A 23921-nucleotide genomic window follows, 5' to 3' on the forward strand; every position below is an offset into this window, starting at 1 on the left:
CCACAAGAAAGCCCCAAATTAGACGATGGCACGGCAACTGATTCTCGGCCTCGGCGCCGGCCAGTGCGGTCTCGAACTCTTCTCTGACATCCTTGGCCGGCAGTCACACACCCAGGTCACCTTCCAGCAGCCACCGCTCATGCCGTGGTCTCGTGTCGAGGGGACTTCGGGAGTCCGCGACCGCCTCACGAGACTCCTATCCACAACGAGCGAGCGGTTCGTCGCCGACGTGGCATCGTTCTACCTGCCGTACGTCGAACAGGCTGTCGCCTTCGACCCGACGATCCGTATGATCTGCCTGAAACGCCCCGCCGACGAAGTCGTCGCCGGATTCCTGGCCGCGTTGAATCGGAACGCGCGGACCCCGATCGACCACTGGGCCGAACACCCACACCCCCCGTTCGAGCACCACATCCTCTGGTCGAAAACATTCCCGAAGTATGACGTCGCCGACCGCGAAACCGGCATCCGCCGGTATTGGGGCGATTATTATACGATCGCCGACGAGCTATCTCAGCGCTTTCCAGAGCAATTCCGCATTGTCGACACGGAGCGATTCACGACCGAGGACGGTGTCCGGGACGTGCTCTCGTTCTGCGGTTTCCCATGGTCCGACCAGGACGTGGTCACGGGGAAGCGTCCGACCGTGAGCTTCAGTCCGGACCTGGGAGCACCGCCCCATCCCTACCCTGACCCGCTCGATCCGCGACGTTGCGTCGTCCTCGTCCCGTTCGCCAGTTTCATCCATCCGGAATGCGACCAGGCCCTCAAGGAGCTTGAGCGACGTGGCTATCAAGTGCGTCGCGTCGGCGGCTACGCGGCGATCGACCAGGGACGGAACCAGATGGCCACTGATGCGCTTCTCGAGGGCTTCGAGGAAACGCTCTGGATCGACTCCGACATCATCTTCGACCCGAATGACGTGGAAAAGCTCCGGCAACGGAATTTGCCCATGGTCTGCGGGATCTATCCGCAGAAGGGGAAGCAGTCCCTCGCCTGTCACGTGCTGCCGGGCACGCCCGCGACAGTTTTTGGCAAGGGGGGCAACCTCGTCGAACTCCTGTACGCAGGCACAGGCTTCCTCCACGTCCGCCGTGAGGTCTACCTGAAGGTCCTGCGAGAGCAGGCGCTACCAACCGCGAACGAACGGTTCGGACGTCCGATGATCCCGTTCTTCTTACCGATGATTCGGCCTCACGAGGAAGGTTCTTGGTATCTGGCGGAGGACTACGCATTCAGTCATCGAGCGCGGGAGTGTGGATTCAAGATCTACGCTGACAGTTCCATCCGGCTCTGGCACATCGGGACGTATCGTTACGGTTGGGAGGACGCGGGCAGGGATCGGCCTCGGGCTGACTCCTTCACCTTGAACTTCGACGACCATGGCGTGGTGGAACCGCCCGTACTGATCGCGGCATCCGACCCAGCCGTACGGGTCCTTTCCGCCCGCTTCCCTTGGCCGACCGAGAAGCCCAAGGTGCCGCCCCCGCCGATCCGCGACTGGCTGTTCCCCTCAACCCAACAAGTGCTCGAGACGACGATCCCGGAAAATGCCCGGATCCTCGTGGAAGTCGGCTCGTTCATCGGTCGTTCGACCCGATTTCTCGTCGACTTCGCCCCGACGGCGATCGTCATCGCCATCGATCACTGGCAGGGGAGTTCCGAAATGGCGGACGATCCCGAAGTCGTCGCCATGCTCCCTCGGCTCTATGAGACCTTTCTCGCTGAGTGTTGGCTCTATCGTGACCGGGTCGTTCCGGTTCGCCGTTCGTCGGTCGAAGGTTTGCGTGAAGTAGCCGAGGCTGGCCTTCGGCCCGACCTCATCTTCATCGACGCCGACCATTCGTACCAGGCGGTGCATACCGACCTATCAGTGGCCCTTGATCTCTTCCCCCAGGCCCGAATCGTCGGCGATGACTGGGACTGGGAGAGCGTCCGCCGGGCGGTGCAATCAGTCTGCCGCGAGCGTACTCTTCAATTCGAGGTTCACGGCGTCGGCTGGCGGATCATGCCGGTTGCCGAAAGTGGGGTCCCCTCAGAAAGTCTCATCAATACATTCCCAAAATCCCAACAATAAGAAGCAACAAGGGGGCGATCCGCCCACCCATGAAAGTTGAGACGACGGACACAGACCAGACACACGACACCCCGCTCTGCCGCCCCAGGAATCCCTTTTTATGAGGATCATCGACCTCTCGGCTCCGATTGCTCCGACCCCAGCCGATGCGGCCTCGTATGAGAAGGTCGAGATTCACTCGACCTCGCATGCCGGTGGGGCCGCCCAGATCGAGGCGCTTCTCCAGGTCCCGCCCCATCTGCTACGCGACGGCGAGGGCTGGGCGGTCGAGGAATTCACCAGCCTCGCAACACATGGCGTCACGCACGTGGATGCCCCCTGGCATTGCAACAGCACGATCCAGGGGCAGAAGGCCGCCACGATCGACGAATTACCGCTGGAATGGTTCTTCGCCGACGGCCTGGTACTGGACATGACGCACAAAGCGGATGGGGAAAAGGTCGGGGTCGACGAAGTGAAGGCCTCACTGACTCACATCGGCTACACGGTGAAGCCGCTGGATATCGTGCTCGTGAGAACGGGCCGGGATGCCTACTATAGCCGGCCGGACTATAAGCTCCGGGGTTGCGCGATTTCTTCCGAGGCCACTCGTTGGCTCTACGAGCAGGGCGTGAGGGTGATGGGCATCGATGCCTGGGGCTGGGACGGCCCCCTCGATCGGCAGGCCGCCGAAGCGCGGGAGCGGCAACTGCCGGGCGTCTTCTGGGCCGCTCACCAGTGCGACTTGTCCTACTCGCAGATCGAGCGGTTGGTGAACCTGGATGCTCTGCCTCCGTTCGGATTCAAGGTCGCCTGCTTCCCGCTCAAAATCGCGGGCGGGAGCGCCGGACCAGCGCGGGCGGTCGCAATCCTGCCGACCTGATTTGCGCAAAGCTCAGCCGACCTTGGCAGGTCGTTCACTGACTTTAGGATCGCGCTCAGTCTCGCCATCCCAAAGTATGCGGGTCGAGTGCCTTGGTCTGTCCTCCTCCGAGGTCACAACCCCATGGCACTCGAATCCCGGACAATCGCCGATCGACTTACGACCCTTCGGGTTGGCTCGGAGCCCGGACGTACCTGACGTTATCCCAACCGTTCGACCGCGACCAGAAGTCGTTGATCGACAAACCGGGCAAGCTGCCGATCGTGTTGATCAGGGTTGAGGTCGGGTAGGGGCCGAACGAAACGAACGGGGCTTTGTTCAGGTTGGTTTGGGCACCGACCTGGTTGCTGAACAGGATGTCGTACTTGGGCGCTCCCAGATGGTGACCGTTCTCGGTTGTCACGGTGGCGTACGATTCAAATCCGAACGCATTCACGACCTTCGAAATCGAGACATGGAAATAGTCGGTATACTCGAACTCGACCACCTGCCACTGGGCCGGGAGCAAAGAGAGGTAATCATAGACTTGATAGATAGGAGTCGCGGCGTTGACCAGATCGTTTGTGAGCGTGGGACTCCAATACCAGGTGCCGCTGTTGATCAGGTAGGAGACCTCCATGAGCCGTCCGTAGTCTCCAAGAATCGACTGCTCATATCCGCCGTTGATGCCCGCCGCCGTGGAAAAAACCTGGGCCTGGGTCTGGGTGAATTCTCCGTATTGGATGGCGGCCCCATTGCCGCCACCACCGCCCAGCGAGGCCTCCACCTCGGACGCAGCCGCCGTGAGAGCAGAGTTGATGACCGCGGCCGCCACTGCCGCCTCTGGACCCGCGACCACTCCGATCCCCGCGACGACGGCCTCAACCAAGCCCTCAAGAGCCAGGCGGATGTAAGTGGAAGTGTTTGGCCCCGGGTTGCTGGCTGTGATGATGCTCTGGATGCCCGGAATGTCCAATGCCTGGGCACTCTCGATGGCACTGTTCAACCCATTGATCTGCGTAAACAGGTTTTCCACATCAGTCACGGCCTCAAATTCCCGGAGCAGTTGCACAACCACGACATCCCAATCGGCGGACGTGAACTGGGAAGGGACCGACATCTGATCAATCAAGTTGCCCCAACTGTCCGCAGAGGATCCCTGACTGCCATAAAGCGCCCGGAGACCGCCGGGGTAATCCAACTGAAGAACCGCCTGCGAGATATAGTTGTAGATCAGCTGCTGATTCGGTGTCCAGGTCGGGAACGACGTGTCGGGTTGCTGGTCGACGAGTCCGATCGTCGCCAGGCTGTAGGCCGCTGATCCGCCGCCGGCCGGCGTCGTGGCGTTGAAGGCCTGGAGCTGTGAGTACGGGGCAAGAGACACAAGATTGCCCGAGATCGTGGCGCTGTTCACGCCGTACCAGAATCCGAACACGGGATGAACATACGCCTGGCCGTTGCCCGCGGCCCAGGACGAACCGTCGGCGCAGGCGTAGATCGAGTCGAGCACCCCGGGAGTAAACGACGGATCCGGAATCCAGCCGTACGTGGTCGTGTAACGGTAGAGTTGAGTCGCCCCGGCCGGCCCGGATAGCGCCCAGGTATTACCCGCGGAGCCGACGGCGACCGCCGAGACCGGGGCGCCCCCGGGACCACTCATGGGCGTCCAGGCCGTCGCAACTGCCGACAAGGTCAGGATCGATCCGTTGCTATCGACGAACCAGATCGTGCCGTCGGTCGCCGCGGAAATCTGATGAGGCACCGTACCGGACGGCAGCGTCGGTACGGTCACCGCCTGTCCAGCCACGTAATGCACCAACGTCGGCTGGCCACCTGTCGGTCCCTCGATGACCCAGATTTCGTTGTCGGAAATGGCCGAAGCTGAGAGGACCGGCTCGCCGTCGCCGAAGGAAGACCAGTACAACCCCGTCGGATGATAGATCAGCAGCCCCCCCGGGCCACCCACGAAGAACGATCCATCGGCCCCAGCCACGGCAATCGGATACGACCCGTCCGTCGGCGGCGCGACGAGCGACGCGGCACCGGAGGTGAACGAAGGAACCAACGACAGCGGGGCGGGACTGTCCCCGGCGCGGGGCGTTTCTGTCCTGATCGGCGGAGCCACCGAAAGTTGGTCATAGACCACCTTCGACCCCAGCACCTGGGTTTGAAGGCGAAGGTAGCCTCCGGGGGCGGCGAGGATCCGCACCGCGCGGGCGAGTTCCGCCGCCGTCGGCTGACGCCCCTGTTCCGCCAAGGTCGCCTGAGCCATGTTCGTCCGGAATTCCAGTCCGTCGATGACGGAAGCGGCAAAACGGCGCCTGCCTCCAGGCCGCTCGACCTCGGTCAAAGCGCGGGCCAGTTCGGCGTCCGTGGGATTGCGACCGAGCAGGGTGCGATCGAGCGCCGTGACGAAGCCGGCAGTGGTCCCGCCCCCAACCTGGGTGTAGTACCCGGCGGAGCCGGCGAGTCGTTTCGCCAGCACTCGGATGTCTTGCCCGTTATCGAGTACCGCCTTACCGCGCCGGAGTTCCTGCGGCGTCGGGTCGCGATGAAGCATCAGCCGATAGACGCCGCGGACCTGATCCTGGTCGGCCGGGGTCGATTCGAGCATCAACCGTACAACCCGCTCCCGACTGGCGCCGCGAGCCAATGCGCTCGTCATTCGATCACGAATGGTCTCCAGGCTCGGCTGGCTCGAGTCTGCTTGGCCAACGAGGGCGTCGACGTAGCGTCGGTCGGCGGCCACCGCTGACACGACGGCGGGAGCGGCCGTCAGCATCATTCGCGATTCTAACGTCTCCAGACAAGGCATCGCCGTTCTGCGACCCTGACTGCTGTTCATCGCCGGGCTCTCCTCAAGAGTGGTCTTTTCAACGGAATGGCCCCTTGACACACGGTCTGGCCTTATCCGGATGGTTCGAGGCGAAGGGTCGATGGGGGCGGTGAACGAAAAGCCAAGGCAACTCTCAGCCTAAATAAACGCGTAAAACCTTCAGATTTTCCGCGTCAATTCTTCCGAACGATTTTCGAGATTCCTCAACGGGACCACCGCCTGTCCCGCGACTTCTCGAAAATGGAATTGCTGGCTTCTCGGATCCGGCATCAATAATGCAAATCGACTCATGTGGTAGGATGTGGGCGGAGTTTCATCCTCCGCGAGTGGTTCCTCGTTGAAGAGCACTCGTCCCAGCAAGTAAAAGGGAAATGACTCGAGCAACGGACACAAACTTCTCAAAAGTTTCCGAATCCAATGTCCCGCGACGAGGAAGCCACGCCCCCGCCAGGCTCTTGGTTGTGAGCAGCACGGTTCAGGACGATCCCCATGTCTGATGGAAACTTCCTCTTCCCGGACCTGATTCGGCGCGTTCGGCTGGGCGATGCCGATGCGGCAGAGGAACTGATCCGCCGCTATGAGCCGGAGATCCGCCTCAAAGTTCGTACTTGGCTCCGGTTGCGAAATCCCGAGCTCCGCCGCGCCTTCGACTCGATGGACATCTGCCAGTCAGTGATGGCCCACTTCTTCGTGCGGGTCACGGCCGGGCAATATGACCTGGACGAACCGTCGCAGTTGCTCGGGTTGCTAACGGTCATGGCACGCAACAAGTTGAGCGAGCAGGTCCGTTATCAGCAGTCGCAGCGCCGCGATCTCCGCCGGACTCACTCGATGGGGACCGAGGCTCTGACGGCGGCCAACCGAGAGACTCCCAGCTCACTGGCCTCGGCCAAAGAACTGTTAGCGGCTTTTCGGTCCCGGCTCTCGATCGACGAGCTCGAGCTGGCGGACATGAGGGCCCGGGGACGGGAATGGGCCTCCATCGCCGAGGAGCTCGGGGGAACGCCCGACGGTCGCCGCAAGCAATGGTCCCGTTCGATCGACCGCGTCGCTCGGGAGCTGGGACTGGTCGAAGGGGGCGACGTCCCGTTATAATCATTCAGCCATCATTTACTGATGTGATCCGGGCAGTGGTTGAGGATTCGGGCATTCACCCTCGGCCCCGAACGCGGAATCCCCGCTCGACGCAGAGCCGAGGTGAGACGTGAGCCATACGGACCATCCACAAGAGGGAGTTCCGTTGTCCGCGTCGGGCGGCGGACCACGCAGCCTCGGTGACATCCGCGAACGACTCGCCCGTGACGAGGGCCTGTCGCCAGCCGATGTGGTCGAGTTGGTTTGTGTGGATCAGCTCAGACGATGGCGCCAGGGTGAGTTCATTCCCTCCGAAGCCTACTTCGGGCTCCACCCGGCGTTGCGGGCCGATGGCGAAGAAGCGTTCGAGCTGGCCTACGCAGAGTTCGCTCTGCGGGAGGAACTGGGCGAGACTCCCACCCTCGACGAGTTCCTCTGGCGGTTTCCCCAGCACTCCGAGCGATTCCGCATTCAAATTGCCATGGATCGCGCGATCGAGAAGAGCACGGTCCTCGACCAGGAGGCCGAGCGCCTCGTCGCATCAGTCCCCCGGGACCGGGCTCGCCCCACCCCGGTCCCTGAGAACGTCAGTTTGTGGCCGACCGTCGAGGGATTCGCCATCGACGCGGAAATCGGCCGCGGTGGGATGGGAGTGGTTTACCGAGCACGCCAGGTCCTTTTGAACCGGACGGTCGCTCTGAAGATGATCCTCGGGGGAGACTGTTCCCCGTTGACGACGGCCCGATTCCTCGCCGAGGGCGAGGCGGTCGCCCGGCTCCACCACCCGAACATCGTCCAGATCCACGGCCTGGGCAACCAGGGCGGGCTTCCTTACTTCATCCTGGAGTATCTTGAAGGGGGCAGCCTCGCCGCCCGCCTCGACGGACGTGGCTGGCCCCCTCGAGACGCCGCCCGCCTCATTGCCGTGCTCGCCCTTGGCGTCGAGGAGGCCCACCGGCAAGGGGTCGTGCACCGCGACTTGAAGCCATCGAACATCCTCCTCGCGGCGGATGACACACCCAAGCTCGCCGACTTCGGCCTGGCCAAGATGCTGAACTTCGAACCGGGCCTGACCCGAACCGAAGCCATTTTGGGCACTCCGAGCTACATGTCGCCGGAGCAGGCGGAGGGAAAACAGGCCGAGGTCGGCGAGGCCGCCGACATTTACGCACTGGGGGCCATCTTCTATGAGCTCCTGACCGGCCGCCCCCCTTTCCGCGCGGCGACGCTCCTCCAGACACTCGAGTCGGTCCGCTCGGATGAACCCGTTTCACCTTCAAGACTCCAGCGCGGCTTGCCTCGTGACGCGGAGACGATCTGCCTGAAATGCCTGGAAAAATCCCCCTCCCGGCGTTACCTCTCGGCCCGTGCGCTGGCCGATGACCTGAACCGATTCCTGGCCAGGGAGACAATCCAGGCGCGGCCGTCCCGGCTCTGGGAGCGGGCCGCCCGCTGGTGCATCCGCAACCCCCCCTTGTTCGCACTTTCGACGGCGTTCATTGCCGCACTGGCCATCGGGATGTCAGGGGTCATTTGGAAGTGGCGGGAGGCCGAAGCGCAGCGGTCCAAGGTCGTGATTGCCGAGCGTGCGACCGCCGTCCAGCTCAAGCAGGCGATCGCGGCCAAGCGCGACGCGGAGGCCGCCCAACAAGGCGCCATTCGCACGCGGAATGATTCTCAACGACTCTCGGCCCACCTCGCCCTGAACCGCGCCTTGGAACTCTCCAGGGGCGACGAGATCGGGCCGGCATTACTCTGGATGGTCGAGAGCCTCAGGTTCGCTCCCGACGACGACCCCACCGTGGCGACCCTGATCCGACGCAACCTGACGGCCTGGTCCGACCGACTCCACGGGCTCCGGCAGGTTTTCATCCACCCCGAATCCGTGACCCAGGTCGTGGTCAGTCCCAACGGTTCCGCAATGCTGACCGGATGCCACGACGGCAAGGCTCGTCTCTGGGACTTGAAGACAGGCAAACTCTTATCCACCCCCTGGGAATGCGGTGGTTCCATCGATTGCGTCGCCTTCAGCCCTGACGGCCGGTCGGTCGTGACCGGGGACACGCCAGCGGCCCGGCTGCGGGACGCGACCACCGGCGTCCCATTCGGGCATCCGATGATGCACCCCACCCGCGCCTTTCGTGCGGAATTTCGTCGGGACGGCAAGCAGATCGTGACCACCTACCGGGGAGAGTCGTACCGGATCTGGGACGCTCGGACGGGTGCACCTGTCGGTCCCCCTGTCACCTCGAACAACCCTGATTGGCTGATTTTCTGCGCCACGTTCAGCCCCGACGGTCAGACGATCGTCACCGGCATGCTGAATCGGAATGGGCTCGTCAAGGAAGCTGGAGTGCAACGCTGGGAGGCGAGCAATGGCCGGCCGATTGGGGCCCCCCTCCCCACCGCGGGGGCCGTGCTGGCCATGCAGTTTTCGCCGGATGGCCGCCGCTTGCTGACCGCCTGCGTCGATGGAAATTGCCAGGTTCGGGACGCGACAACCCTGGAACCGATCGCTCCTCCCTTGCATCACCCAAAGCTCGTCGAACCGGCGATCTTTTCACCGGACGGGACGACCATCCTGACCGGGTGCTCGGATGGTCTGACCCGGTGGTGGGACGTCGCCACGGGCTGCCAACTCGGCGAACCCCTGGCCCACGAGGCGGCGGTCTGGGGCCTTGCGTTCGTCCCAGGGGGAAAGTTCGCGGTGACAGGATGCTCGGACAAGAACGCTTGGCTCTGGGAACTGGCTCCCGACCTTCACGGCACTCGGCCGAAACCGAACGCCCCCCCCGATCCCCGCCGGGTCAATCGGGTCATCTACAGCCCTGACCGACGCCTCGTCCTTACGATTGATGACAACGGACTCGCCGTCCTGACCGACATCGCCATGGGCCAGCCGGTCGGCGACCCGATGCGAGTTTCGGCAAGTCAGCGAACGACTGCGACATTCAGCCCCGACGGTAAACGCATCGCGATCAGCTCTCAGGCACCCGAGTCACCCCTGGCCCTGGTCTGGGACGTTCGAGGGCGACTCCTGTCGACCTTGCCCGTCGGCCGCAGTGGCGCGACCTCGCTGTCCTTCAGCCCCGACGGCAAGCGACTTGCCACGCTCGGCCCTGATCATATCCTCGGGCTTTGGGACGCCGCCACCGGCCGCCCTTCAACTCCCCTGGCGCAGCAAGGCGGGGAATTCAATGACGTCGCCTTCACTCCGGACGGAAAAACCCTGGTCGCCGCGCCGGCATGGGGACCGACCGTCCACCGCTGGGACGTAACCACCGGCGCACGATTCCCGGCCAATTTCCCGTTTGCGCCCGGCACCACTCAACTCGCGGTCAGCCCCGACGGCAAAAAGTTCCTCACCATCGCGACCAAAACCGTTCGCCTCTGGGACGCTTCGACAGGAAAGCCGATCGGTATCCCCATCAAGCCATCGAACGCCCCCGCGGACGCCGGCTTCACCGACGACCGAAGGACCGTGTGCACGGTCGGCACCGATGGCGGCATTCGGCTCTGGGACCCCGAAACCGGCATCCCCCGCGGACCCCAGATGAGTCACCCCGGAAACGTGGCTGTGGTCGACATCGGACCAGACGGCTCGTTTCTCGTATCCGTCGGCCAGGACGGAACGGTCCAGTTATGGGACGTCGCCACGTCCCGGCCGATCGGCCCACTGCTCACGCCAGGTTCCCGAGTCCTGAACGCGCGAATCCAACCCGACGGCCGATCGATCGCGATCACCTCGCAGGACGGGACGACGCATCTCATCGCCATCCCCGAACCCACCAAGGTCAATCACCAGACTTTGAAGTTGCACTTCGAGGTGCGCACCGGTCGCCACCTCGACGGGGATCAGATCCTGAATGGCCTGACGCCCGACGTCTGGCACGTTCTCAACGCACGCCTCTTGAAGCAAGAGCGCGGCCCCGTCCCGTAAGTCACGCCGCCGGCCAACAGTATACAATTGACCATACAAGGCTTCGCCGAACCCGTTATTCCCTACTTCAATGCGATCGGCCATGGCATCATCGTCGGCCTAGAGCGCACTGTGAACGTTAGTCCAGTCTGCACCGTAATTTAGGGCATGATCATGCACTGATCTTGTCCCAGCGACGTCTCCGACGCCGAGTGGGAATTCGTCCTGCCCTACCTCTGCCTGCTCCCCGAGGACGCCGGCCAGCGCGAGCATGGTCTCCGCGATGTCTTCGATGCCCTCCGCTGGATCGGCCGCACCGGGGCCCAGTGGCGTTACATCCCCAAGGATTTCCCACCCTGGCCGGCCGTCTATCAGCAGACCCGACGCTGGCTCGCCGCCGGCTGCTACGAGGCCATCGTCCACGACCTCAGAGCCGTCATCCGATTCGCCCAGGGCCGTCATCCCGAGCCGACGGCGGCGATCTTTGACAGCCGCACGCTCCAATCCACCCCCGAAAGCGGCCCGCGTGCAGGCTACGACGGCTACAAGCGCCGCAAGGGGTCGAAGGGCCACATGGCCGTGGACACCCTGGGCCACCTCCTGGCCCTGCATGTCACGCCGGCCGACGAGCAGGACCGAGCCCAGGTGGCCACCCTGGCCGAGGCGGTGCAGGAGGTGACTGGTGAGTCGGTCGAACTGGCCTTCGTCGACCAGGGCTACACCGGCGACGATCCCGACGTCGATGCGGCGAGCTTCGGGATCCACCTGGAAGTGGTGAAGTTGATCGAGGCGAAGAAGGGATTCGTGCTGCTTCCGAGGCGTTGGGTCGTGGATCGCTCGTTCGGGTGGATAGCCCACTTCCGTCGGTTGGCTCGCGACTACGAAAGGTTGAGCGAGACGCTGAAGGGGTTGCATTACGTCGCCTTCGGCCTCCTGATGCTCCGAAAGGCCGCTCCTGAATTCTGCTGGAGTTCATAACAGGCTCTCAAGTCAAGAACCGGGGCGAGCGTGGCGATCGCACCTGCCCCGCCATACCCACCCCCTGAAAGATCCGAATCACACTCATCTTTATCGGGTGGGAACAATGCCATTTTGATTGACGAAATCTCAATACCGGTGATAAAATTTCGGGTATTCCCTCGGCGCAGGGAACAACCTGCAACTCACCTCAGACGTCCGTGGAGCCCATCCCATGCGGAGACCCATCGTCGCAGTCGTTGCAGGTTTAATGCTATCCTCCTTGGCACTGACAGCCGGCGCGTTCGAGTGGCCGATCCCTCAGGATCCTGAAAAAGCCCGGAAGGCGCGGGATGTGGCGCTCGCATGGACGAAAAAGACTCTCGCCGATGCATACGAAGAGGTCGGCATCAAGGATCCGCGTTGGAATGAACTTGTGCGCGACTTGATGAAGACGGCTGTGCCTCTCTTCGTTGAGCTGGACGACATCCATAGTCACGACCAAGTGTATCTGCCGGCGAAAAAAGCGATCGAGGCCGGTTGCAATGACCCCATCGTGCTCTACATCTATGCGCGCACGTCGTCTGGACACAATTATCCTGGCCCCGAGGAGTATGAGCGTCGATTCACGACAGCGGCGTCCGCCCTCGAGGCGAGCGCATATCCGCCGATTCGCAAGGCGATCGGGCTGATGCACTCGGCGGACTTGAAGCTCTATCACAAGGAGCAATCGGCGAGGGATGAGGCCCGCAGGTGTTACGACGCGGCCCTCGCCCTTTTTCCCGAGAGCGCCAAGGCCGATGGCCTTACTCCATTCACACGTCAACTCTGGTTAGGCAAGTTAGAAACATTGTGTGATAACCTGGGACGGCTCACCGGAGATAGCAAAACGGCGTACGAGCAGATTGATGCGGTGCTTGAGAAAGTTCCGGCCGCGAAATCCGTCCGCATGGGACTTCGAGGAAAATTCTACGTTTCCTATGCTTGGGAGGCACGCACCGCTGCGGCAGCCGTTGATGTCACCGAAGACGGCATGCGAAAATTTGGAGAGAGAGCCGCCGAAGCTCGCCGGGCACTTCAGGATGCATGGCGGCTGGATCCGGACGATAGCCTGTCCGCAACCGAAATGATCACCGTGGAAATGGCGATCGGCGAAGGCGACCGCGGTGTGATGGAGAAATGGTTCCAGCGCGCCATGGAGGCCGACAGCAACAACTTGAGAGCCTGCACCAGTAAGCTGCTGTGGCTCGAGCCGAAGTGGCACGGGTCTGTCCCTGAGATGATCAGTTTCGCTCGGGCCTGTCGCGACACCAAGAATTGGCGGTCCAGGATCACTCTCCTCCCGGCTGAGGTCTACCGCCGATTGGGTATGAATCTTCCGACCGAGGCGCAGACGAAATTCTTCCGCATTGCTGAGATTTGGGAGGATATCCGAGGAGTCTATGTCGACTACCTCACGCATGATCCCGAAGACGACACTGTACGGAGCGATTACGCGGGCTTCTGCTACCTCTGCGGGCATTACGACGAGGCCCATGCCCAGTTCCAAAAGGTCGGCGACCGCCTCAGCGCAGGGCACCGGTTCACGGAGAAGTGGCTGAAGGAGGTCCGGTACGCAACCGCCGAGCGAGTCCGAGGGGACGTCAAACCCGGTCGACCGCCGGCCAAGGGCCTCGGCATCCTGGCGGCAAACTATGGCGCAGAGGACCGTTGGGTCGACATCACGAAGTCGGCCCAGCTGAATGTTGCCAATGACCGGCTCAACATCACCACGAACGGTCTTCCCGACCCGTTATTCGGCCGACGCAAGACCCTCGCGATCGCCTATTCGACAAACGGGCGAGTCGGCCTTTCCATTACGACCGAAAAACAGGAAGCCTCTCTTCCCCCGAAAGACGTCGCCGAAGCCAAGTTGGCCGAGGTCCCGCCCCAAGGATTCGCAGTGCTCGCGGCAAGCTTTGGCGATGATGACAAATGGGTGGACGTCACAGAGGCGTTCCGCCAACGAACCCAGGACGGCAAGCTCGACTCGTCGGCAGCCGACCTCCCAGATCCGGTCTTCGGCGTCCATAAGAGTCTCGTGATCGTCTATGCCTGGCAAGGCAAAGTCCTGATGTCAATCACCCGGGATGATGCCCCGGTCTCACTGCCGGTCATCGAGGCTCCCCGCGACCGGTGAGCTTACCACCCCTCGTATTTACATTGATGCAAATTCAGTTAAGCGATTTTACCGTACAGACGGATTCTCGGCCGATCGCTTGAGGCGGAGCGTGGCGAACTCGTCGCGGGAACCGCCCTATTGATAGACGGCCGGCCAGGGTGGGAAATCCTTGGGATGTAACGCCCCTGGGCCCCGGCGCGGACGATCCAGCGGAGGGCATCGAAGACATCGCGAAGACCATGCTCGCGCTGGCCGGCGTCCTCTGGGAGCAGGCAGAGGTAGGGCAGGACGAATTCGCACGCGGCGTCGGAGACGTCGCTGGGATAAGATCAGTGCATGATCATGCCCTAAATTACGGTGCAGACTGGACCAAAGTTCATATCACGCTCTAGCATTCCCCTGGGGCGGGCACAGCGCACCATCTTAACCTCCGATTTAGCAAAGAGATAGGGATGGCAGGCCGTGCCCACCCTACGGGGAAAATCGGATTTTGACCGCTGATCAATCGGAAATCGTTGATAAATTCATAACGGCTTAGGCGAAGTTTTACACGGGAGTCGCAATGGCAGTCCGTGCCCACCCAACAACGGTAAGGATTCGATCCTCACCGCAAGTCGATTATCAATTGGTTATCGCTTTGTGGCTGATGAGGTCCCGGCCTGGAGGGCCGCGATGATCGCGTCTGGATCATAGACACAACCGCCCCATGTCCCGCCACCGACGGACTGCAAGGCGGCCCAGAGTCGGGTGTCGTCGGGGAGTTCGGGATCGGGCGAAAGATTCGGATGAGGAGAGCGTTCGGAGAGCAGCCGACTTCCTTCCAGGCGATCAAACTCGACCCCACCTGCGCCAACCAGGTCAACCGTTCCTTCCAGTCGGATGCGGTCGACGACGATCCGGATCAGGTCGCCATCGCGGACCCGGCCGATGGGCCCCCCTGCCAGGGCTTCGGGACCGATATGACCGATACACGCCCCCGTCGAAACTCCCGAGAACCGCGCATCGGTCAGCACGGCGATCTCCTTGCCGAAGGAGAGGTGCTTGAGCGCCGAGGTGATCTGGTAGATCTCCTCCATGCCAGCCCCCATCGGACCTCGTCCGATCAAGACGAGGACATCGCCTGCCTTCAAGGGATGAGCCCCCTGCCCTTTGATCGCGGCGATCGCGTCGTGCTCACGCGTGAAAACGCGGGCCGGTCCTGTCTTCCGGTAAACTCCGTCGGGATCGACCACGGTTGGGTCGATGGCCGTGCTTTTGATGACCGACCCTTCGGGGGCAAGATTGCCCCTCGGGAACGTGACGGTGCTGGTCAGACCGTATTGCTGGGCACGCGCCTGGTCCATGATCACGTCATCAGGGTCGACGCCATCCATCGCGACGAGTTGCTCACGGAGCTTCGTCCGGCGCGAGCTCGCTTGCCACCAGTCGAGAACACGGCCGAGCGGCTCGCCCGTAACCGTCATCGCAGCCTCGTCAAGCAAGCCCAAGGCCCTCAAATGGAGCATGACCTCGGGAACTCCTCCCGCCAGAAAAGCACGGACCGTCGGGTGATGATGGGGGCCGTTGGGCAGGACACTGACGAGCCGGGGAACCTTGACGTTGATCGCGTGCCAGTCCTCCACCGTGGGGCGAGGCAAACCGGCGGCAAAGGCGATCGCAGGGATATGAAGCAAGAGGTTGGTCGAGCCCCCGAACGCGGCATGAACGGTCATCGCGTTGCGGATCGACGCCTCGGTGAGAATGTCGCGCGTGGTCGTTCCGCTCGCCGCCAGGGCCACGAGCGCTTTCGCCGACCGCCGGGCCATGTCCCGCCAGATGGGCTGCCCCGAGGGGGAGAGGGCCGAATGCGGCACGGAGAGGCCGAGCGCTTCGGCCACCACCTGCGCGGTGGCGGCCGTGCCCAGGAACTGGCAGCCTCCCCCGGGGCTGGCGCATGCGCGGCAACCGAGTTCGGCGGCTTCCATCAAGGTCAGCTCACCATGCGAGTACCGCGCACCGATCGATTGGACCTTGCCGGCATCTTCCCCTTCACGAGGGGGGAGCGTCACGCCCCCCGGGACCAGGACGCCGGGCAGGTGGCCGGTTCCAGCCAGGGCCAGGAGCATCGCGGGGAGTCCCTTGTCACAGGTCGCGATCCCCAGAACACCTTTCCGCCGCGGCAGCGAGCGAATCAAGCGTCGAAAGACAATCGCCGCGTCATTGCGGTAGGGCAGGCTATCCATCATCCCAGGAGTTCCCTGGGTCCGCCCATCGCACGGGTCGGAGACCATCCCGGCGAACGGGGCCTTGCCGAGCGAGCTCAACGCCTCGGCCGCCTCCTGGACGAGCAGGCCGATCTCCCAGTGTCCCGTGTGGTATCCCAGTGCGATCGGAGTTCCGTCCGGAGCACGCAGTCCACCTTGGGTGCTCAGGATCAGGAACGGGTCGCGGTCCACCTCGCTGGCGCTCCAGCCCATCCCCGCGTTCTGACTGAGTCCAAACAGATCGCCGGAAGGCCAGTGGCGCAGCATCTCGTCAGTTAGAGGAAGTGCCCCCACCGGGCCTTCGGCTTTCGACTGCACATCGAGAGTCGCGGCGTCGGTGGTCTCCACGATGTCGGCGAAGGTGATCGATTGATTCCGGGCGCTGGCCATGGCGTATGACTCGAGTCAAAAAGCATACAAATGAGGATTCCGACAGCACGTCGGTAGGCAACGATTTCGCACCTCGATCAGAGCAGGAATCACCCCGAGTCGCAACGGCCATCCGGCCAAGTCACTCCTGGCACACTCAAAGGCAATTGGCATGAAGTCTGCAAGTGAGTCGGTCTATCGACCGTCTTTGGAGACGGTATTCGACCAAGAACCGACAACCAACGCATCAACCGAGGAATGAACCATGATGAGCCTGATTGGCTGGGTCGTATTTGGATTGATCGCGGGGGGGATCGCACGACTCCTCCACCCGGGCCAGGACGAGATGGGAACGCTTGGCACCATGATGCTCGGCATCACGGGCTCGTTGCTAGGCGGTGGCCTTGCGTACGTGCTCAGGCTCGGCACGGCGCCTTACCAACCGGCAGGGTGGATTTTTTCGATCGTCGGCGCTATCGTCTTGCTTGCGATGGGCTTCTTTGCCACCCGGACGCGCTCGATCTCGTGACCGCCGTGAGTCGTGCGGCGTTTCCTCGAGCGGGTCGGCACAGTAAAATTGGCAGGGTCGGGCAAGTTCATCGCCCGGCCTCGCTTTTCACACCAACCAAATGAGAAGGGGGAGAACGACCCTGCCATCGCTCAAACCGACAGTTGAGCCTCAGCGCTCACAACAACCAGGCATGGAAGGGCTCGAACAACTTGCCTGGCTGATGGATCGGGCTTTCCAGATCCCCGGAACGAAGTTCCGGGTGGGACTCGACGCCATTCTGGGTCTGCTCCCGGTGGGCGGCGATCTCCTCACCGGGATCGTTCAGGTCGGTCTCGTGCTGGTCGCCTTCACGCGATATCGCGTCCCCAGGGCAGTCGCGGCCCGGATGGCCGCGAACGTCTTGATCGATACGGCTCTGGGAGCGATCCCGTTTCTCGGCGACATCTTCGACGCCACCTTCAAAGCCAATACGCGCAATATCAAACTGCTTCAGCAGGTCGCCGAGCAACGGCATCGAAACGAGGCGGTCTCATCAAGGTCGTCTGTTCTGTTCCTCGTGGGACTCGCCGGCATTCTTTTGCTCGCCCTTGTCCTGGTGTTCATCGGATTCGTCACCGTCGTCGCCTGGCTGGTGAAACGCCCCTGGTTCTAACTCAGGGAACGTCCCCCTCGTCAGAGCAATTCGCGAGGCACGTTGCCACCGTCGACCAATCGGATCGGCCGGCCATCCGGAGTTTCAAACTGAAGGTTGGGGTCGATGCCAAGGGCGGTGTAGATCGTGGCGGCGAGATCGGCCGGAGTGACGGGCTGATCCGCCGGAGCATCGCCACCCGCATCGGTTTTGCCCAGGACGAAGCCGCGAGGAAGTCCGGCTCCCGCCAAGACGGCGCAGTTGGCGCGGCCATGATGGTCGCGTCCTGCATTGGCGTTGATCTTCGGCGTTCGACCGAACTCCCCCATCAAAACCACGAGCGTACGGTCGAGCAGGCCGCGCTCCTCGAGATCGTGCAACAACGCCGACAGGCCTCGATCAAGCGGCGGTGCCAGCGTGTTCTTGATGGTCGGGAAGTTTTGTTGATGGGTATCCCAGCCCAGCGGCCCCATGCCGCGATCGTTCAGAGTGACAAAGGAGACTCCGGCTTCGACCAATCGGCGAGCCAGCAGGCATGACTGCCCCAGGGGAGTCCGACCATACCGCGTGCGAACGTACTCGGGTTCGTCTCCGAGACGGAACGCGGCTTGCGCAGCGGATGAGGTCAGGAGGTCGTAGGCCTGGTCGGCAAACTGGTCGCGACTGGCGGTCAAGGGAGTCGTGGACACTTCGTGCGCGAAGGCGTCGAGCGTCTTGACCATCGAGCGGCGGCGGTGGAGTCGGTCGAGCGTCACCCTGTCGGGGGGCGTGAGATTGCTCACTCGAAAGTTTGCTTGATTGGGATCGCCCGTGACCGTGAATGGGTCGTAAGCCGGGGTCAGATAGCCACTCGACGAAAAGAGCGGAGCGTCGGGGACCGCCACGTAAGGGGGCAAGAGCCCGCGTTTCGCCTCGCGGGCTTTGGCGACCACGCTGCCGTAACTGGGAAAGACGACCGAGGTCGAGGGCCGATAGCCCGTGAGAAGATGATGCGCGGCTCGATCGTGGTCGGCCTCAGGCGACGTGACGCTTCGAATCAAGCTCACCCGGTCCATCATCGTGGCCAGGGTCGGGAAGACCTCACTGATCTTGAGCCCGGGGACCGCCGTGTCGATCGGCTTGAATTCCCCACGGACATCCGCAGGGGCATCAGGCTTGGGGTCAAACGTATCCAGGTGCGAAGCGCCCCCCGCCAGCCAGATCAGAATGCAGTTGCTCGCCCGCTCCGTCCCCTTCGGGGCCTGCTCTGAAGAGAGGGCACGAAGCCGGAGCAAGTCGCCGATCGCAAGCCCCGAAGCGCCGAAGAGCCCCGCTCGCAACATGTCGCGTCGGCTCGGGCCGCGGCACGGACCTTGGTTCGCGGAATGAGACATGGTCAAGGCTCCCCGTGGCGAAGAAGTGACTCAGAACAAGAGGGCAGACCGAGCGGAACTCAGTGATTGAAGGCAAACTCACGCGAGCCGAGCAAGGCCCAGAACAGGTCTTCGGCCATCTCCCGCAACGAGGTCGCTTGTTTGAGCTCGGCTACCCAGTGTGATGATTCTTCGGTCGTCGGTGGCCGGCACAGGGTCCGGAGATAGAGGTTCTCGACGATCTCCTCGGGCTCGGGCTGAAGGTCGAGGAGGTTCGCCAGATAGCCATTGAGGTGAGAGACCTTTCCCTCGATCACGTCCCCACCGATCATCAAAAGCGATTGCCGCAGGCTCAGCGAAGGGGTCGAGACCGACGAACAGCCATTTGTCCGGGCACAACGGCCAAACGTTTCGAGAATCGAGCTGGTAGTGGCGGGATCCGTCAAGTCGATGGCCCGCGTCCCCGCCGCCCGGTTCGGATAGCGATTGACCACGTCGGTCACCTGGGCTAGTGCATCCGCCATCTGGTGCGCACTCAACGGGCGCGGAAGGTGATGCGAAAACAATCGAGAGTCGCGTTCGTTGCCAGGGATGGTGGCTGACGAGCAACCGTAGGCTTGCGAGGTCGCAATCGTTCGCACCAGGTCGCGGACATCAAACTTATGAGCAACGAAATGCTTGGCGAGCGCATCGAGCAGCTCGGGATGCACCGGGGGATTCGACCGACTCAGATCGTCGGGAGGATCAGCCAGTCCCTTACCGAAGAACTGAGCCCAGACCCAGTTGGCCATTGCGCGGGCGAAGTACGGGTTCTCCGGAGCGGTGATCCAGTCGGCAAGCGCTTTTCGAGGATCCTCATCCTTCGCCACGACCACCGGTTTCTGATTCAGTAACCGAGGCTCGGCTTGCTTCTTGGTCCTGAGGTGTTCGACCTGCCCCTCGGGGTTGATCTTGACGACCGTCTTCCCCATCATCCCCCCCCCGCTCCGCTGGACTTTTGCAAAGCAGGCGGCCAGGCCGAAATAATCGTCTTGGGTCCAGACGTCGAACGGGTGGTCGTGACACTGCGCACAACGGAAACGAAGCGCGAGGAACCGCTGGGCCGTCTGCTCAGCCTGGGTCTTGGCGTCGGGGCCGTCGAGCGCGTAGTTCGCGGGACCACCATCATAATCCTCGGGCTTCCCCGTCGCGGTCAGCAGCGTCCGAACCACCACATCCCAGGGGGTATTCTGAACCAGTTGCTCATCGATCCAGGTCTGATATCGGGTGGCCCCGTTGCCGAGCCGGGTCGTGCTGATCTGGAGCAGGTCACCGAGCTTGATCCGCCAGAACCGTACGAAATCGCGATTCGCCAGGAGTTGATCGACGAGTTTGCCTCGTTTGTCGGGATCCTCATCCGCAATGAACCGGCGGATCTGCTCCACAGAGGGCTGTTCACCGGTCAAGTCGAGTGAAACCCGCCGCAGAAACGACGAATCACTCGCCGGAGGACTGGGCGGAACCTGGAGCGATTCCAGGCGTTTGATGAGTTCATCATCAATGAAGTTCGAACGCGGCAGCTTGGCGAAATCAAACTTCAACCCGGGATTGATGACCGTGGCCAGCCTGATACTGACGACCTGCGATTGATAGCGCACGATCAGGTCAGTCTCGGCGCGTCGGAGCAGGCCCACTTTCCCCTTGGCATCAATGCTGGCGGCCGAATCATCGTTGACGCGAACGGTCGACAACCGTGTCACGTCGCGTTGGTGCCCGTCGGCGTAGGTCGCCACCACCCGGATCTGTTGAGAACCCGGTTCTTCCAGGCGAACATTGCTCGGTTCCACGGCCAGGCGAGTGAGCGCCCCGTGGGTGACCCCACGCCGCACGGGCGCACCGGCGGCGACCCAGTTCAGCAAGGTCTGATACTCGGGCGATTGGAGCGAGAATCGAGGTCCACCGCCATGAGGTATTTGTCCGGACGCCTTCTGGATGAAGAGGCTCTGCGCAGGATTCAGCAGGGAAACCCTGCGTCCTGCGTCATCCCGGGTCACAGCCTGGTGGTCGGCTACCGGATCGTAGCCGAAGAGGGAGAGGTGGAAGCCGTTCTGACCACCGGCCTTGCCGTGGCAGGCTCCCGTATTGCAGCCGGCACGCGTGAAAATCGGCACAATATCCTCGCCGAAATCCCAGCCTCGGTCGGAACCGGCATCGACCTTGATCGTCGCCGTGGCCTTCGTCCCATCCCGGCTCGCAGTGACGATAGCTTGGCCCGGCCCCACCGGCTGCAGATAGCCCCCGGAGTCCACCGTCACCACCCCAGGCGGATCCACCGCCCAGGTGAAGCGCGACGAGACGTCGATGGGAGCACTTCCCGGTCCTGTTCCCTCGGCCAGGAGTTGCCAGCCCGGATCCCCCGGTTTGAGCGTCAACGTCGCCGGAGCCAACCGAAACGCGGGCGAAAGGGTCGCTGCGAATTTCGCTCTCGAGAGACTCGGAACATCGCAAACCGCGCCAGCCGGAATCGGCGGCTTGACCAGGCTCGTCGGCGCCACGGGTGACCGCGACACCGCTGGGGGAGTCGTTGTCTTCGTGCACCCCGAAACGCAAACCCCAACACAAACGCACAAGAACGCGTTCCAGCCATGTCCCCGACGGGTCATGAGTCGCACTCCCTCTCCGTCGATCAGGAAAGCCGCAAACCGAAGAAATGACAAACGTCGTCGCTTCCGATTGATCCTAATCCCCTAAGACCGTCGTTGCAAGGGAGGCCTCAAAAGTCAACGTCGATCTCACTGATGGGTTTGCCCTTCGGCTGGGGCGAAACAAGCCGAGGCCGTCGGGACGTTTCCCGGATGTGGTAGGTTGGAGAGTGTAAACGGTGAATCGCCGTGCGGCCATGAGCGATGCCGCTGAATCCGTCGAACGAATGAGACCGAGACCATGAAAGCCGTCGTATTTGAGCAGTTCGGCGAACCCTCCGAAGTTCTTCGGGTGCGGGATGTGCCGATTCCCGAGCCTGGGCCGGGTGAAGTTCGGGTGCGGATGATCGCCAGTCCGGTCAATCCGTCTGACCTGCTCGTGGTTCGGGGCCGGTACGGCGTGCTTCCAACCTTGCCGTCCACCCCTGGATTCGAGGGAGTCGGCGTGGTGGATAAGGTCGGGGCGGGACTGCTTGGTTGGCTGGTCAAGGGGAAGCGGGTCACGGTCATCAACCACAAAGGGGGTAATTGGGCCGAGTACGCGGTCATCCCCGCGCGTCAGGCGCGACCGGTTGCGAACGACATTCCCGATGAACAGGTCGCCTCGTTCTTCGTCAATCCGGCCACGGTGCTGGCGATGGCCCGACACGTCCTCGCGGTCCCGAAGGGGGAGTGGTTGCTCCAGTCCGCCGCTGGGTCGGTGCTGGGTCGGATGATGATCAAACTGGGGCGGCACGACGGCTTCAAGACGATCAACGTGGTGCGTCGTCGCGAAGCGATGGCCGAACTGCAAGCGTTGGGCGCGGATGCCGTGATCTCGTCCTCCGATGGTCCGATTGACGCCCAGGTCCGCAAAATTGTGGGCGCGGAGGGGGTGAAGTATGCGATCGACCCCGTGGGGGGAGAGACCGGGACCGGGGTGTTCCAATCGCTCGCCGCGGACGGGCGAATGCTTGTTTACGGCACGCTCTCGCAGCAGCCGTTGCAAATCGATCCGCGGTTGATGATCGCCGGCAAACGCGTCGTCGAAGGCTTCTGGCTGGGCCACTGGATGCGAGAGCGGAGCATCCCCAGCGCCCTGCGTCTGTTTCGTGAAATCGCCAATCTGATCCGCGCCGAGGTTCTTGCCACCGAAATCGGCAAGGCGTTCCCGATTGACGCGATCATCGACGCCGCCCGCGAAGCCGAACAGGTCGGCCGACACGGCAAGGTGCTCCTTCAAATCGGAAACCGTTGATCCCGACTTCCAGCCCCATCCGAGGAATATTTCCGATTCAAATCGAGCGAACGCCGATTCTTCGGAATCATGACCAAACGCATCTCCAGACGGCGTTCTTCTTGGGAATTTTCGCGGAATTCATTCGCCATGAACCAGGGCGCCAGGTACAATCCGTTGACAAGATTGAGGATCGGTCCCGCCTTTTTTTTGAAATCCATTGCGCCGGCTTGCATCGCGTCCATTGATGACATCCCCTCCGGCATCTCCTCTTGGGTCACTCGCCGCCAGCGGCACCGACTTCAATCTTGCCTGCCTCGGGAACTCCGATGGACTGGTTCGAGTTGCCTGAGGATTGCTCAAGGCATAATATTCGCAGTAGGGGGCGGATCGAAGCACCAAACCTTCTGACGAATCGATCGAATAGCCATTATCGTTTCTGAATGAAATCCAAAACGTGATTCCGCACTTGGTTCGAAGTCCCGGTGACTCGTTGGCGTCCGACACCACGGTGTCAGCCATGTACGAGGGCGGCGGGCGGGGATTCCTTGAAAAATGAGTATGTCAGAATCAACCGGCGCTCAGGATTGGCGAGCCGTTGCTTGTTTGGCCCCTGGTGGCGAACGCCTGCTTTGCGTGGGTGAAAGTTCCTCCCAGGTCCGCGCCGCCTACGCCGGAGCCTGGGGAGAGGTCATTCGTGATGAGGACCGGCCTACGGTCCGAGCCATCTCCTTGCAGCGCTGGGCCGGACAGGCCTGGGCCGGGACCTGGGAACACCAGACCTACCTCGCCGTTCCCGCCACCCGGGGTGGCAAGGCCAGCGCGAGCGACGCGAGTGAAGCGGTCGCCTCCGCTCCCACCGCCGAACCTGTCGAAGCTGATGCCGACGCTGAGGTCGATACCGATACCGATACCGATATCGAGACCGAAACTGAAGCTGATGCCGAAGTCGAAGGCGAAGTCGAAGCCTGACTCGACAGGTAGCGAGGTTCATCACCCGCTCAATCGTTCAAAAGTCCGAGGCGATTCGCTCGCTCACTTCTTTTATCCCCC

The 23921-nt window shown here is 62.5% G+C and carries 15 protein-coding genes and 1 pseudogene; 10 read left to right on the forward strand and 6 right to left on the reverse strand.

Annotated elements, in window-relative coordinates:
- Positions 1-25: 25 nt before the first annotated feature.
- Both V5E97_RS19470 and V5E97_RS19475 read left to right on the forward strand, forming a co-directional pair.
- Positions 26-2077 (forward strand): class I SAM-dependent methyltransferase, encoded by a 2052-nt coding sequence (locus tag V5E97_RS19470; protein WP_406700945.1) that lies wholly within the window; start codon positions 26-28, stop codon positions 2075-2077.
- Between the two features lie 100 nt (positions 2078-2177).
- Positions 2178-2939 (forward strand): cyclase family protein, encoded by a 762-nt coding sequence (locus V5E97_RS19475; RefSeq protein WP_406700946.1) that lies wholly within the window; start codon positions 2178-2180, stop codon positions 2937-2939.
- Between the two features lie 157 nt (positions 2940-3096).
- On the opposite strand, the gene V5E97_RS19480 is transcribed toward V5E97_RS19475, so the two are convergent.
- Complete coding sequence (locus V5E97_RS19480) at positions 3097-5763, reverse strand: NHL repeat-containing protein (protein WP_406700947.1); 2667 nt, start codon at positions 5761-5763, stop codon at positions 3097-3099.
- A 480-nt stretch (positions 5764-6243) separates the two neighbouring features.
- Here V5E97_RS19480 and V5E97_RS19485 point away from each other — a divergent pair, with 480 nt between their 5' ends.
- The 4 genes from V5E97_RS19485 (at position 6244) to V5E97_RS19500 (ending at position 13883) form a co-directional block, all read left to right on the forward strand.
- On the forward strand, positions 6244-6849 hold the full coding sequence (locus tag V5E97_RS19485) for an RNA polymerase sigma factor (RefSeq protein WP_406700948.1): 606 nt from the start codon (positions 6244-6246) through the stop codon (positions 6847-6849).
- A gap of 145 nt (positions 6850-6994) precedes the next feature.
- Positions 6995-10768, forward strand: a complete 3774-nt coding sequence (locus tag V5E97_RS19490; RefSeq protein ID WP_406700949.1) for a WD40 repeat domain-containing serine/threonine protein kinase — start codon at positions 6995-6997, stop codon at positions 10766-10768.
- Positions 10769-10972: 204 nt separating this feature from the next.
- Positions 10973-11725, forward strand: a complete 753-nt coding sequence (locus tag V5E97_RS19495; protein ID WP_406701185.1) for an IS5 family transposase — start codon at positions 10973-10975, stop codon at positions 11723-11725.
- Between the two features lie 214 nt (positions 11726-11939).
- Positions 11940-13883, forward strand: coding sequence for a hypothetical protein (locus V5E97_RS19500; RefSeq protein ID WP_406700950.1), 1944 nt, complete (start codon positions 11940-11942; stop codon positions 13881-13883).
- A gap of 120 nt (positions 13884-14003) precedes the next feature.
- On the opposite strand, the pseudogene V5E97_RS19505 reads toward V5E97_RS19500, so the two are convergent.
- Positions 14004-14152, reverse strand: a pseudogene (locus tag V5E97_RS19505) (transposase); the annotation flags it as partial.
- Between the two features lie 342 nt (positions 14153-14494).
- Positions 14495-16498 carry a YjhG/YagF family D-xylonate dehydratase gene (locus V5E97_RS19510; RefSeq protein WP_406700951.1) on the reverse strand — a complete coding sequence of 668 codons (2004 nt, stop codon included), beginning with the start codon at positions 16496-16498 and terminating at the stop codon, positions 14495-14497.
- Positions 16499-16742: 244 nt separating this feature from the next.
- Here V5E97_RS19510 and V5E97_RS19515 point away from each other — a divergent pair, with 244 nt between their 5' ends.
- Together V5E97_RS19515 and V5E97_RS19520 are read left to right on the forward strand one after the other, a co-directional pair.
- Positions 16743-17006: a GlsB/YeaQ/YmgE family stress response membrane protein gene (locus tag V5E97_RS19515; protein ID WP_406700952.1), complete on the forward strand. Its 264-nt coding sequence runs from the start codon at positions 16743-16745 to the stop codon at positions 17004-17006.
- A 172-nt stretch (positions 17007-17178) separates the two neighbouring features.
- On the forward strand, positions 17179-17640 hold the full coding sequence (locus tag V5E97_RS19520) for a DUF4112 domain-containing protein (protein WP_406700953.1): 462 nt from the start codon (positions 17179-17181) through the stop codon (positions 17638-17640).
- Between the two features lie 20 nt (positions 17641-17660).
- On the opposite strand, the gene V5E97_RS19525 is transcribed toward V5E97_RS19520, so the two are convergent.
- Complete coding sequence (locus tag V5E97_RS19525) at positions 17661-18992, reverse strand: DUF1501 domain-containing protein (protein WP_406700954.1); 1332 nt, start codon at positions 18990-18992, stop codon at positions 17661-17663.
- Positions 18993-19051: 59 nt separating this feature from the next.
- A complete protein-coding gene (locus tag V5E97_RS19530; protein ID WP_406700955.1) occupies positions 19052-21520 on the reverse strand; it encodes a DUF1549 domain-containing protein in 2469 nt (822 codons plus the stop codon).
- A gap of 373 nt (positions 21521-21893) precedes the next feature.
- Here V5E97_RS19530 and V5E97_RS19535 point away from each other — a divergent pair, with 373 nt between their 5' ends.
- On the forward strand, positions 21894-22889 hold the full coding sequence (locus tag V5E97_RS19535) for a zinc-dependent alcohol dehydrogenase family protein (protein WP_406700956.1): 996 nt from the start codon (positions 21894-21896) through the stop codon (positions 22887-22889).
- On the opposite strand, the gene V5E97_RS19540 is transcribed toward V5E97_RS19535, so the two are convergent.
- Positions 22871-23134: a hypothetical protein gene (locus tag V5E97_RS19540; protein WP_406700957.1), complete on the reverse strand. Its 264-nt coding sequence runs from the start codon at positions 23132-23134 to the stop codon at positions 22871-22873. The two genes, V5E97_RS19535 and V5E97_RS19540, sit on opposite strands and share 19 nt — an antisense overlap.
- A gap of 289 nt (positions 23135-23423) precedes the next feature.
- Here V5E97_RS19540 and V5E97_RS19545 point away from each other — a divergent pair, with 289 nt between their 5' ends.
- Complete coding sequence (locus V5E97_RS19545; RefSeq protein ID WP_406700958.1) at positions 23424-23840, forward strand: hypothetical protein; 417 nt, start codon at positions 23424-23426, stop codon at positions 23838-23840.
- Positions 23841-23921 lie beyond the last annotated feature (81 nt).

Source organism: Singulisphaera photorubra, from assembly GCF_045290345.1.
Taxonomy (GTDB): domain Bacteria; phylum Planctomycetota; class Planctomycetia; order Isosphaerales; family Isosphaeraceae; genus Singulisphaera.

What these genes read in the sequence shown, in the direction of transcription:
- V5E97_RS19500 (WP_406700950.1), top strand. Translation starts at nt 11,940, where the DNA reads ATGCGGAGACCCATCGTCGCAGTCGTTGCAGGTTTAATGCTATCCTCC.
- V5E97_RS19535 (WP_406700956.1), top strand. Translation starts at nt 21,894, where the DNA reads ATGAAAGCCGTCGTATTTGAGCAGTTCGGCGAACCCTCCGAAGTTCTT.
- V5E97_RS19510 (WP_406700951.1), bottom strand. Translation starts at nt 16,498, where the DNA reads ATGGCCAGCGCCCGGAATCAATCGATCACCTTCGCCGACATCGTGGAG.
- V5E97_RS19515 (WP_406700952.1), top strand. Translation starts at nt 16,743, where the DNA reads ATGATGAGCCTGATTGGCTGGGTCGTATTTGGATTGATCGCGGGGGGG.
- V5E97_RS19525 (WP_406700954.1), bottom strand. Translation starts at nt 18,992, where the DNA reads ATGTCTCATTCCGCGAACCAAGGTCCGTGCCGCGGCCCGAGCCGACGC.
- V5E97_RS19480 (WP_406700947.1), bottom strand. Translation starts at nt 5,763, where the DNA reads ATGAACAGCAGTCAGGGTCGCAGAACGGCGATGCCTTGTCTGGAGACG.
- V5E97_RS19540 (WP_406700957.1), bottom strand. Translation starts at nt 23,134, where the DNA reads ATGCCGGAGGGGATGTCATCAATGGACGCGATGCAAGCCGGCGCAATG.
- V5E97_RS19520 (WP_406700953.1), top strand. Translation starts at nt 17,179, where the DNA reads ATGGAAGGGCTCGAACAACTTGCCTGGCTGATGGATCGGGCTTTCCAG.
- V5E97_RS19475 (WP_406700946.1), top strand. Translation starts at nt 2,178, where the DNA reads ATGAGGATCATCGACCTCTCGGCTCCGATTGCTCCGACCCCAGCCGAT.
- V5E97_RS19470 (WP_406700945.1), top strand. Translation starts at nt 26, where the DNA reads ATGGCACGGCAACTGATTCTCGGCCTCGGCGCCGGCCAGTGCGGTCTC.
- V5E97_RS19485 (WP_406700948.1), top strand. Translation starts at nt 6,244, where the DNA reads ATGTCTGATGGAAACTTCCTCTTCCCGGACCTGATTCGGCGCGTTCGG.
- V5E97_RS19545 (WP_406700958.1), top strand. Translation starts at nt 23,424, where the DNA reads ATGAGTATGTCAGAATCAACCGGCGCTCAGGATTGGCGAGCCGTTGCT.